Raw genomic sequence first — 9,757 nt, forward strand, 5'->3', positions numbered from 1 at the left:
TTTGAGAGTTACGAAAAATGGAAAATCGACCCCTATCATTGGTTGCCGGCCTGATCGCCCTGCTTGCCCAGCCCGTTGCTGCGCTGGCCGCCGACGCTGCGGCGGGTGCCGAGCCGCAGGCGGCCTGGTCGGCGCGCCTCGACAAGGCCGCGGCACTACAGGCCGAGAGCAAGGCGCGGCAGGATCAAGCCGACGCCTTGCTGGCGGAGAAAAATGCGGAATGTGCGACCCGGTTTCTGATCAACGACTGCCGCAATGCCGCGGCCAGGGAGCACCTCAAAACCACGCGGGAGGCGCGCCGGCTGGAGATTGACGGCCGGGCCATCGAGCGCGAAGTGAAGCGCGAGCAGTTGAGCGACCGCAACAGGGTGCAGGCTGAAGAGGCGCCCAAACGCGCCGCCGATCTTGAATTGCGTCAGGCCGAATCGATGAATGCCCGCCAGGTGAGCGAGGAAAAGATCGCCGCTAGCCGCGCCGCCAAAGCCGCCCAGGCGGCCGAAGGCGAAAAGCGAAAGATTGCCGAGGCGGAAAAGCAGCGCAAGAAACAGGCCGATCACGACGCCCGCGTCGCCAGGAAAATGCGCGAAGCGGAGCAACGCGCCGCCCAGGCGGCCGAGAAAAAATAAGCGCAAGCGCCGGCATGATCCGCAAGATTTTCATCAACCAGCTGCTGCCTGGCATGTACGTCGTGGACCTGCACAAGCGCTGGTTCGACCATTCCCTTTGGCAGTCGAAATTCAAGGTGCGCGACGAGGCGCATATCGCGAAGATCAAGGAAGAGGGGATCAAGGAAATCAGCATCGATACCGCCCGCGGCATCGATCTGCCCCCGACGCCGATGGCGCGCATCAACCAGATCGAGCAAAAGCTCAAATCGCTGGCCGAAATCCGCGCCGCCACGCCGCGCACCGTTTCGCTCGGCGAAGAGCGGCGGCGGGCCGGCCGCCTGCTGCACGAAGCGAGCAACACGGTGAGCGGCCTGATGCTCTCGGCCAAGGCCGGCAACAACGTCGATGCCGCCCACCTCGAACCGATTGTCAGCAAGATGATCGCCTCGGTCATCCGCAATCCTGACGCCCTCGTCCCGCTCGCCCGCCTCAAGCGGCTTGATGCTTACGCCACCGAACACGCCGTGGCGACCGCCGCGCTGATCATCGCCTTCGGCCGGCATCAGGGTCTGGCCGAACCGGAAATTGAAAAACTGGCCCTCGGCACCATGGTCAAGGACATCGGCCACGCCTCGCTCGATGCGCGCCTGACCGCCAAGCAGGGCACGCTTTCCCAATCCGAATACGCCATCGTCCAGAGCCACGTTGAAGAAGGCCTGGCCGTTCTCGATGCCACCACGCGGCTATCGGAAACCTCGGTAGCGGTGGTGCTCGAACACCACGAACGCTACAACGGCTGCGGCTATCCCTACCAGATGGCCGGCGACGAAATCTCTGTGGCCGGGCGCATGGCCGCCATCGTCGACACCTACGACGCGATGACCTCGGACCGCCCCTACCGCGCCGCCATGTCGCCATCGCACACGCTGCGCCAGCTCTACGACGAGGCCGGCTTTCAATACGATCCGGTGCTCGTTGCCGCCTTCGTCAAGACCGTCGGCATCTACCCGGTCGGCACCCTGGTCCTGCTCGAAAGCGGCCATCTCGCCGTCGTCGAGCAACTGCACGCCGACAACATGCTGACCCCCACCGTCCGCGTCATTTACCACACCGGCCGTCAGCAATACGTGACGACGCCGGTCGATGTCGACCTCTCACGCAAGATCGGCAACCATTACGGCCAGATTGTCCAGGCTGAAACCTTCGAGCACTGGGGCCTCAGCCCACTGCGCTGGCAACCTGCATAGGGCGTGTTCGCAGTATGCGACGGGCAGCGTCGGTTACTGCAAACAGGCCCTGATCAGCTTCTTGATCGGCGCCGGCAGGCCGGCCTCGGCCGCGCGTTCTAATGCCACCCATTCCAGCCCCGGTTCGGCCGCCTGAAACCGGGCGTCGATCCGGCACAGCACCGGCTCCAGCGTCAGCCGGAAATGCGTGAAGACATGCTTGAAGGGCGGCAATTCTGTCGTTTCGCCGAGGGCCAGACCGAAGCGCGCCGCGACCGCCTCCGGCTCGCCCTCTGGCGGCACCAGCAAGCCGCCCCACAAGCCGGAGGGCGGGCGTCGTTCGAGCAGTAGGCGCTGGCCGTCGGTGAGCAGAACGAAAGTCGAGGTGCGTTCCGGCACCGCCGCCCGCGGCCTGGCTTCCGGCAATTCGCCCTGCCGGCCATCGCGCTTGGCGACGCAGCCGGCCGCTACCGGGCAGTCGCCACAGCGCGGCCGGCTACGCATGCACAGCGTGGCGCCGAGGTCCATCAATCCTTGCGTGTAAACCTCGATGTCGTTCTCCGGCAGCAAGCTTTCGGCCAGCAGCCAAAGGCGGTCATGCACGGCCTTGGCGCCGGGGAAACCCGCGATGCCGAACTGCCGGCACAGCACGCGCTTGACGTTGCCGTCGAGAATCGCCGCCCGGCGCCCGAAGGCGAAGGCGGCGATGGCTGCTGCGGTCGACCGGCCGATGCCCGGCAAGGTCTCCAGTTCGCTTTCCATTTTTGGGAATTTTCCAGCGTAGACCGTAGCAATCTGCTGGGCGCAGCGGTGCAGGTTGCGCGCCCGGGCGTAATAGCCGAGGCCGGCCCAGTGCTCGATGACCAGCTCGATCGGCGCCGCGGCAAGCGCCAGCACATCGGGAAAGCTGGCCAGGAAGCGCGCGTAATAGGGGATCACCGTGCTGACCTGGGTCTGCTGCAGCATGATCTCGGAAAGCCAGATGCGGTAGGGGTCTTGCGTCTTCTGCCAGGGCAGGTCGTGGCGCCCGGCGGTCTTCTGCCAGGCGATCAGGTCTTCGGTAAAACGGTTTTGGGCGGCCAAATTCTGCCTCGACGCAGGCTGCGGGAGCACGGATAATACGGCCTCTTTTTCTTCCGGCCTACCGGCCCCGCCCGATGACCCAACCGCAAAACGACAGCCGCGCCCTGCGCAACGCCCTGGGGCGCTATGCCACCGGCGTCACCATCGTCACGGCCATCGACCCGGACGGCCACCCGATCGGCCTGACCGTCAATTCCTTCGCCGCCGCCTCGCTCGATCCGGCGCTCGTCCTCTGGTGCCTGGATAACGGCTCGCACAACCTCGCCGCCTTCCGCCAGGCCAGCCACCACGCCATCAACGTGCTGGCCGCCGACCAGCACGAGTTGTCGAATCGCTTCGCCACCTGGCCGGCCGACCGCTTTGCCGGTCTCGCCTGGCACGCCGGTATCGGCGGTGCTCCGGTTTTTCCGGGCTGCTGCGCAACCTTTGAAGTGACCAACGTGACCGAACACGCCGCTGGCGACCACACCATTTTTGTTGGCAGCGTCGAACGCTTCAGCGAAACGCCGGACCTCGCGCCGCTGCTATTTCACGCCGGCCGCTACCGGGAATTATCCGAACTCGCCTGAGTTCCGGCCTCAGTCGGCCGCCGGCAGGACAATCTCGATGAGCAGGCCGGGGCTGCCGTCCGCTTTCATTTTTGCGGCAATTTTCCCGTTGACCGTAGCAATCACCTGCCGGGCAATCGCCAGCCCCAAACCGTAGCCGTCGCCCGTCGCCAGATTTCGTCCGCGATAAAACGGCGTAAAAATCGCTTCCAGTTCGGCTGCCGGCAAGCCGACGCCCTGATCGGCGATGTGCAGGTGGATCAAGCCGTCAGCCTCCAGCTTCGCCCCGATCTGCAGGCTCGTTCCGGCCGGCGAAAAGCGCAGCCCGTTGCGCACCACGTTCTCGATGGCCCGATGCAGCAACTCCGGATTGGCCTGGACGAAAAGCCCCGGTGATGCCGCGAAGTCGACGCCAACCTGCCCCGCTGCACCTTCGAAGCGCGCATCCTCGACGATCCCGGCCAGCAGTTCGCCCACCTCAAGCTTTTCGAGCGGACCGGAAACGCCAGCTTCGAGCCGGGAAAGGGTGAGCAGTTCGCCGATCAGCCCGTTCATGCGTTCGCCCTCGCGCTCGATGCGCGCCAGCGAATCGTCAAGCCGCCCCGGCTGCTGCCGGGCCAGGCCAATCGCCGCCTGCAGGCGGGCCAGCGGCGAGCGCATTTCGTGCGAAACATCGTGCAGCAGGCGTTTCTGAGCCGCCATCAGGGCTTGCAGACGCTCGGTCATGCGGTCGAAATCCTCGCCGAGATCGGCCAGTTCATCGCGCCGGCCGTCCATGGCGCTGCCTACCCGGGTATCGAGATTGCCCTCGGCTGCTGTGGCGAAGGCGTTGCGCAGATGGCGAATCGGCTTGGCGAAGTACCACGCCACCCCGGCCGCACAGAACAGGCTGGCGATCAGGCCGGCGATCAACGGAAATATCGGCAGTGGGCCGCCCGGTCGATTGCCGTCAGGCGGTGGCGGGTGGTGGGGCCGTCCGCTGCGGTCGAACTCCGGTGGCAGTGGTCGGTGCTCGCCAAGCTGCGGTGGCGGCGGGGGTGGCCAATCAGCCCGCATGGGTGACTGTTGGTGCTCAAACCAGAAAAAGGCGCCGGTGCCGACGATGGCGGCCACCTGGCCGAGCCAGATGAAGAGAAACAGCTTCCAGAACAGGCGTCCCATCTCAGGACCGGATCAACTGGTAACCCTGGCGGTAGACCGTCTGGATGCACGAGCGCCCGTCGGGCAAGGTGCCGAGCTTGTGGCGAATGCTCGACAAATGAACATCAATGCTCCGGTCAAAACGGACCAGCGCCCGGCCCAGCGCCTGTTCCGACAGATCACTTTTGCTGACCGGCCGCCCGGCGTTGCGGGCCAGCACTTCGAGCAAATTGAATTCCGTGCTGGTCAGCTCTACAGCGACGCCAGCCCATTCGGCCAGACGTTGTTCCGGCCGAATGCAGAGCTCGCCGACCACCATCGGGGCGCTGCTCGGCTCGGCCGAGGGCGCCGAGCGACGCAGGATGGCGCGCAGGCGGGCCGCCAGCTCGCGCGGCTGGCAGGGCTTGGGGACGTAATCGTCAGCGCCCAGTTCAAGGCCGACGATGCGATCCATGTCATCACCTTTGGCCGTCAGCATGAGCACCGGCATCGCGCTGACCGCCCGAATCCGGCGCAAGACCTCGACGCCGGAAAGGCCCGGCATCATCACATCAAGCACGGCAATGGCGTACTGCCCCGAGAGCGCCGCCTCGGCACCGCTCAGGCCGTCGTGCAACGTAGTCACCACAAAGCCGTCCTGGGCCAGATAGTCGCCCAGCATCTCGGCCAGTTCAACGTCGTCGTCCACCAGCAAAACTGCCGCCATCGGTATTTCACCCCCAAAAATAGCCTGCTGAATCATAGCCAAGGGTGGCCGCAGCGAGCGGCTAATTTACAGACATTTACCTCATTCCCGATTGCTCTGGTCGGGTAACGAACGGCAATTATTGCCGGCGAGCGATTTTTGCCGCTAATTACCCAAAAAATTCGATTATTGCCGGTTTTTTTCCAATAAAAATCCCATAAAACGGTTTTCCTTAACATTCTTTTACCCGGATTAACCCAAAGCGCCGTCAAAACACCCCGGTTTTGGCCGATAACTTGCACAAGGAAAGTGACTTGGCCAAAAGCCAGGCATCCCGTCAATTTCATCCAAGGAGCGAATCATGTTGAGCGGAATCAACCAAGCATCGCAAATGGCAAGCCTGCTATTCTCAAAGCTGGACACCAAGAGCCAGGGCTATCTCGAAAAAAGCGATCTGGCCGCGGCCTTCAGCCAGATCACCAGCAACGCCAGTCAAAGCACCAGCAGCACGAGCGCCGAAGACGTCTTCACGGCGCTCGATAGCAACAGCGACGGCAAGGTCACCAAAGACGAATTCGCCACCGTTCTCGCCAAGCTGCAGGAATCTGTCAGCAGCCAGTTCGGCGACCCGATGCAAGGCCCCGGCGGCATGCCACCCCCGCCGCCAGCCGACGACGCCGGCTTCACCAAGGAAGAACTGACCAGCCAGCTCGAATCGGCCGACAGCAGCGATACCAAGCGCACCGAGCTGATCAACAAGATCGTCAACAATTTCGAGGCAGCGGACACCGATAGCGACGGCAAAGTCAGCTTCAAGGAGGCCATGGCCTACGACAAATCAACCGAGTCGACCTCCGCCGCCGATACCGGCACAGCCACCGCGACGACCGCGGCAAACAACAGCGACGCCGAGTTGATGATGAAAATCATGCAACTGATGCACGCCTACGGCACCGGCCAGGATCAGGAAAACAGCGGGATTGCCACGCTGCTCTCAGTGACCGCCTAAGCAACCCGACCGACCCCGCACAGGAACATTGAACCGGCCGCCTTCTGCGCATAGAATGGCGGCCTGCCATCCAGAGCGGGCGTCGTATAATGGTAATACCCTAGCTTCCCAAGCTAGAGCCGTGGGTTCGATTCCCATCGCCCGCTCCACATCGAATTCAGGTAGGTCGTTGATCTGCAAAAGAAAAAGCCAACCGAGGGCGGTTGGCTTTTTCTTTTCTGGTCGATATCTGGTCAAAGCCAGGTATAGCGATATCAATACGCATCCAGCGCTATCCAACTGGCGGGTCAGTCTTCTCTTGGTTCCCTATTCGCCGCCAAAATCACAACTTCTGGCTTCCAGCCTTCGGGGGTTTCCGGTTGGCTAGCTGACTCTAGGTCAAGTCGAATGAACGATTTGAGGATGGACTGAAAGGTGTCGCTATCACGGGCCCAATGGATAACGCCATCGAAATTCTGGGCAAGAAAATGGGTCAAATTAAGTGATGAGCGGCGATTAATGCCCACCGGACTATCGACCTGCACGATGGCGATTTTGTCGCCCCCAACCCAACTTATGATGTCTTCTGGGGGTTCGTGTAAATAGTCTCGGCGACCATTCCACACGGCCGTTCGAATTTCTTTCCCGGCTGGAGTGGCGAGACGGAATATCCACGGTGTATCTTCCTGCGACACGTCGGTTGCATAGAGCGTCGGCATCGGACGTTTAGACATTGTTGCCGCTTGTTCTCGTATCTTGTGGCGTTGTGCAGCGGAGAGTTTTTCGAGCAGATTTCCTTCACAGTCGTAAACGCAAACTGCATTCGAGAAGAACATTTCGGCCGTTCCTGCGTGGTAAACATCAGAATCGGAAAAAGCAAAAAGCAAAATCTGCCCAGTGAAATTACGTAAGTGTCTCAGTGCCGTGTCCCAAGCAATATCGTCATGAACGATGGGAACGACGTGAAGGGCATCACTGGGAACTTCCATTATCAACCGCTCGATGACGGCGATACCGATGGCACTGAACCCACATTCGCTACCGATGCAAAAGCCGACATGAAAACTTCGCTGGCCAACCATGGCTTGGAAGGCATTCAAAACAACCTGCTTCGAATCGGGAATGCTGCTGTCACCGGTTAACTCCCGGATTCGAGCGCTATCGATTGCAGCCACTGGCGCGAGAGTATGCAGGCTGACCATGGTGTGGGATTTGGCAGATGAGTCTGCAGTTTGGCTACGCTTGAGTGACTTTCTTTTTGCTTCCCCCATCGTGTTTCTCCCCCGTTAGCTAAAAGCTGCTACGACCGTTTCGATGGGAAGAAACAAGGTTTGGCTATCTGCCGGATATTCGATGAATTCAGCGCATTTCAGATAGAAACGTTTTGCAGCATCGTTCTTGGCATGAACCAGCACTGCTCCAATGCCAATGCTTTGCGAAGCAATGGCGATTCGACGTAGTGCGTCAGAGAGGATGTCTGCTCCCAGCCCCTTGCCTGCGAAATTACGGTCGATCGCCAAGCGGCCAATAACGGATACCGGTATGGTGTCCGGCGCATTGCGGCGAATCTTGCCGGGGACGGCCATGCGTTCCACCGCACCAGCCGAGATGCAAAAATAGGCGACAACCCGTCTTCCTGCGCAGACCACATAGGTACGCGAAAAACGGCTTTCATTCTTTGCGGCGCGGTAACGCAGCCAGTCGTTTAGCGCAGGCTCACCACAATCGAATTCGGAAAGGTCGTGCTCGGCACTTAGTGGAGCTGGGGCCGATAGTTGGGGCTCAGGGCGTTCCTGTGCGTCCTTTATTTTTGCCATGCTGGAGTACGACGCAGCAGGGCTTTCAATTTCGCACCGGGTGCGGGGGGATTGTCGAGCGCATACATGAAGCTATCGAAGCGATCAGCGTCAAGCACGAACAGGCGTTGATCGAGCAGTACGTCGATTGCTTCTCGCCGGGCGCTATCGATCATAAATTCGGTACGCGTCTTGCCAAGAATCGCCGCCGCGTCGTCAATGAGTTGGCGTGTATTGCCCTCAATCCGAAGATTGATGGAGCCTTTAGTAATGGCTGCCGTTTCAATAGGCGGGCGAGAGATGGCAAGTGATTTTGACATGTTCGGAATATGCACTGGCGTATCTACAATGTCAATACGCAATGGTTCTGTCACCGGTTGTGGCGCACCATATCGATTTTGGCCGTTTTTTCCGGTTGACCGTGGAAATGTGCCGGCTACACGGGGATGCCAATTAAAAGAAATCAGACAATGGTTTAGATCGAGAAATCGAGCAGGATTCGCGGTAATAATGGATGCGCAGGAACCTGCCACTTCCGGGTGGCGTTTTCTCTTCACATAAAAAGGAGACATCATGATTTTTGAAGGTGGTTGTTACTGCGGCGAGGTGCGTTATCGGGTCGAAGGCGAGCCGGTCCTGGAGGGACAGTGTCACTGTCGCCAGTGTCAGTACATCACGGGGGGCGAGCCGAATACGTTCATTGCCGTCCCGTCGAGCGGCTTTGCTTACACCAAGGGCAATCCGGCCTCTTTTACGCGCAGCGATGTGCCTAATGCGGTGACGCGCCGGTTTTGCCCGAACTGTGGCACGGCGATTGGTACTGAGATTCCGGGTGGGCTGATGGCGGTGAAGGTTGGCACGATGGATGAGCCGGCCCGTTTTGTGCCCAAGGTCGCGATTTTTACGGTGGACAAGCAAGCGTTCCACATGATTCCGGAGGGCCTTCCCAGCTTCGAGAGAATGCCGGGCTGAGTTTTCATTTCAGACATTCACCCCCGGCAAGCCGCCGGGGTGTAACCAAAGCAATCGTTTTTCAGCCGAGCAGTTTCCGCTGGTCGAGGTATTTTTCGAGGATTTCCAGGCGGGCGAGCGGGTCGTCGAGTTCGAGCAGTTTTTGCTTGGCGAGGTTCTGGATGGGCAGGACTTCGGTGATGCGGAAGCCGACCCATTCGGCTTCGTCGTAGCGGTGCGGTTCGGGCAGGCGTTCGTGGCCGAGGTCGGCGGCGATGCGGCGGAGCAGTGGGACGAGGCGCTGGCGTTCGGGCGGTAGCGGGGTCGGGCCGGTTTCGGCCAGCAGTTCGATGCTGGCTTCGCGTTGGTTGTTGGCACCGACGCTGGTTTCGATGATGCGGAAGCGGCGGCTGCCGTGGGCGGTGATCATCAGGATGCCGAGCTGTTCCATTTCCCAGTTGCCGATGGTGGCGAGTGTGCCGACGGCGTGCGGTTCGGCCGTGGCGCCGACTTCGCTGCCTTTTTCGATGAGGCAGACGCCGAAGGGCGAGCCGTCTTTCAGGCAGGCAGCGGCCATGTCGAGGTAGCGTTGCTCGAAGATTTTGAGCGGCAGGACGCTGCCGGGGAAGAGCACGGTGTTGAGCGGAAAGAGCGGGACGCGCATCGTTTCGACGGCGTTGCCGGTCGGCGAGCGGATGAAGTCGAACCAGCCCATGTCAGCGCGCCTCGCCC

13 protein-coding genes and 1 tRNA gene are annotated in these 9,757 nt (G+C 60.9%); 6 read left to right on the plus strand and 8 right to left on the minus strand.

Annotated features, from left to right (window positions below; genetic code table 11):
* Positions 1-17 precede the first annotated feature (17 nt).
* Complete coding sequence (locus tag ADADOO_RS15010; RefSeq protein ID WP_511278313.1) at positions 18-626, plus strand: hypothetical protein; 609 nt, start codon at positions 18-20, stop codon at positions 624-626.
* A 14-nt stretch (positions 627-640) separates the two neighbouring features.
* A complete protein-coding gene (locus ADADOO_RS15015; protein WP_511278314.1) occupies positions 641-1,855 on the plus strand; it encodes an HD-GYP domain-containing protein in 1,215 nt (404 codons plus the stop codon).
* A gap of 33 nt (positions 1,856-1,888) precedes the next feature.
* On the opposite strand, the gene mutY is transcribed toward ADADOO_RS15015, so the two are convergent.
* Positions 1,889-2,917 carry an A/G-specific adenine glycosylase gene (gene mutY, locus ADADOO_RS15020; protein ID WP_511278315.1) on the minus strand — a complete coding sequence of 343 codons (1,029 nt, stop codon included), beginning with the start codon at positions 2,915-2,917 and terminating at the stop codon, positions 1,889-1,891.
* 74 nt (positions 2,918-2,991) lie between these two features.
* On the opposite strand from mutY, the gene ADADOO_RS15025 reads away from it, so the two are divergent.
* A complete protein-coding gene (locus tag ADADOO_RS15025) occupies positions 2,992-3,486 on the plus strand; it encodes a flavin reductase family protein (RefSeq protein ID WP_511278316.1) in 495 nt (164 codons plus the stop codon).
* A gap of 9 nt (positions 3,487-3,495) precedes the next feature.
* Here the strand turns inward: ADADOO_RS15025 and ADADOO_RS15030 are convergent, their stop codons facing one another.
* The 3 genes from ADADOO_RS15030 to ADADOO_RS15040 are packed head-to-tail and all read right to left on the minus strand — an operon-like array spanning position 3,496 to position 5,637.
* A complete protein-coding gene (locus tag ADADOO_RS15030) occupies positions 3,496-4,626 on the minus strand; it encodes an ATP-binding protein (protein WP_511278317.1) in 1,131 nt (376 codons plus the stop codon).
* A gap of 1 nt (position 4,627) precedes the next feature.
* Entirely contained in the window at positions 4,628-5,311 is a 684-nt protein-coding gene (locus ADADOO_RS15035; protein ID WP_511278318.1) for a response regulator transcription factor, read from the minus strand.
* A gap of 32 nt (positions 5,312-5,343) precedes the next feature.
* On the minus strand, positions 5,344-5,637 hold the full coding sequence (locus ADADOO_RS15040) for a hypothetical protein (RefSeq protein WP_511278319.1): 294 nt from the start codon (positions 5,635-5,637) through the stop codon (positions 5,344-5,346).
* A gap of 14 nt (positions 5,638-5,651) precedes the next feature.
* Here ADADOO_RS15040 and ADADOO_RS15045 point away from each other — a divergent pair, with 14 nt between their 5' ends.
* Positions 5,652-6,299, plus strand: a complete 648-nt coding sequence (locus ADADOO_RS15045; RefSeq protein ID WP_511278320.1) for an EF-hand domain-containing protein — start codon at positions 5,652-5,654, stop codon at positions 6,297-6,299.
* Positions 6,300-6,374: 75 nt separating this feature from the next.
* Positions 6,375-6,448 (plus strand) — tRNA-Gly (locus tag ADADOO_RS15050).
* A 138-nt stretch (positions 6,449-6,586) separates the two neighbouring features.
* On the opposite strand, the gene ADADOO_RS15055 is transcribed toward ADADOO_RS15050, so the two are convergent.
* Genes ADADOO_RS15055 through ADADOO_RS15065 form a run of 3 tightly spaced genes read right to left on the minus strand, consistent with a single transcriptional unit; the run spans position 6,587 to position 8,646 of the window.
* Positions 6,587-7,549, minus strand: coding sequence for a hypothetical protein (locus ADADOO_RS15055; RefSeq protein WP_511278321.1), 963 nt, complete (start codon positions 7,547-7,549; stop codon positions 6,587-6,589).
* Between the two features lie 15 nt (positions 7,550-7,564).
* Positions 7,565-8,095 carry a GNAT family N-acetyltransferase gene (locus ADADOO_RS15060; protein WP_511278322.1) on the minus strand — a complete coding sequence of 177 codons (531 nt, stop codon included), beginning with the start codon at positions 8,093-8,095 and terminating at the stop codon, positions 7,565-7,567.
* Complete coding sequence (locus ADADOO_RS15065; RefSeq protein ID WP_511278323.1) at positions 8,083-8,646, minus strand: type II toxin-antitoxin system TacA family antitoxin; 564 nt, start codon at positions 8,644-8,646, stop codon at positions 8,083-8,085. The genes ADADOO_RS15060 and ADADOO_RS15065 overlap by 13 nt, the downstream gene beginning before the upstream one ends.
* 1 nt (position 8,647) lies before the next feature.
* Between ADADOO_RS15065 and ADADOO_RS15070 the strand changes: the two genes are divergently transcribed.
* Positions 8,648-9,046, plus strand: a complete 399-nt coding sequence (locus ADADOO_RS15070; RefSeq protein WP_226496770.1) for a GFA family protein — start codon at positions 8,648-8,650, stop codon at positions 9,044-9,046.
* 61 nt (positions 9,047-9,107) lie between these two features.
* Here the strand turns inward: ADADOO_RS15070 and ADADOO_RS15075 are convergent, their stop codons facing one another.
* Complete coding sequence (locus tag ADADOO_RS15075; protein WP_511278324.1) at positions 9,108-9,740, minus strand: LON peptidase substrate-binding domain-containing protein; 633 nt, start codon at positions 9,738-9,740, stop codon at positions 9,108-9,110.
* Between the last annotated feature and the right edge of the window lie 17 nt (positions 9,741-9,757).

The sequence above is a fragment of the Azonexus sp. genome (assembly GCF_036170495.1).
In the GTDB taxonomy this organism is placed as follows: domain Bacteria; phylum Pseudomonadota; class Gammaproteobacteria; order Burkholderiales; family Rhodocyclaceae; genus Azonexus.

Bases quoted from the DNA above. Each gene is read 5' to 3' on its own strand.
- ADADOO_RS15015 (WP_511278314.1), top strand. From the start codon at position 641: ATGATCCGCAAGATTTTCATCAACCAGCTGCTGCCTGGCATGTACGTC.
- ADADOO_RS15075 (WP_511278324.1), bottom strand. From the start codon at position 9,740: ATGGGCTGGTTCGACTTCATCCGCTCGCCGACCGGCAACGCCGTCGAA.
- ADADOO_RS15055 (WP_511278321.1), bottom strand. From the start codon at position 7,549: ATGGGGGAAGCAAAAAGAAAGTCACTCAAGCGTAGCCAAACTGCAGAC.
- ADADOO_RS15040 (WP_511278319.1), bottom strand. From the start codon at position 5,637: ATGAAATTGACGGGATGCCTGGCTTTTGGCCAAGTCACTTTCCTTGTG.
- ADADOO_RS15045 (WP_511278320.1), top strand. From the start codon at position 5,652: ATGTTGAGCGGAATCAACCAAGCATCGCAAATGGCAAGCCTGCTATTC.
- ADADOO_RS15035 (WP_511278318.1), bottom strand. From the start codon at position 5,311: ATGGCGGCAGTTTTGCTGGTGGACGACGACGTTGAACTGGCCGAGATG.
- ADADOO_RS15030 (WP_511278317.1), bottom strand. From the start codon at position 4,626: ATGGGACGCCTGTTCTGGAAGCTGTTTCTCTTCATCTGGCTCGGCCAG.
- ADADOO_RS15070 (WP_226496770.1), top strand. From the start codon at position 8,648: ATGATTTTTGAAGGTGGTTGTTACTGCGGCGAGGTGCGTTATCGGGTC.
- ADADOO_RS15060 (WP_511278322.1), bottom strand. From the start codon at position 8,095: ATGGCAAAAATAAAGGACGCACAGGAACGCCCTGAGCCCCAACTATCG.
- ADADOO_RS15010 (WP_511278313.1), top strand. From the start codon at position 18: ATGGAAAATCGACCCCTATCATTGGTTGCCGGCCTGATCGCCCTGCTT.
- ADADOO_RS15025 (WP_511278316.1), top strand. From the start codon at position 2,992: ATGACCCAACCGCAAAACGACAGCCGCGCCCTGCGCAACGCCCTGGGG.
- ADADOO_RS15065 (WP_511278323.1), bottom strand. From the start codon at position 8,646: ATGTCTCCTTTTTATGTGAAGAGAAAACGCCACCCGGAAGTGGCAGGT.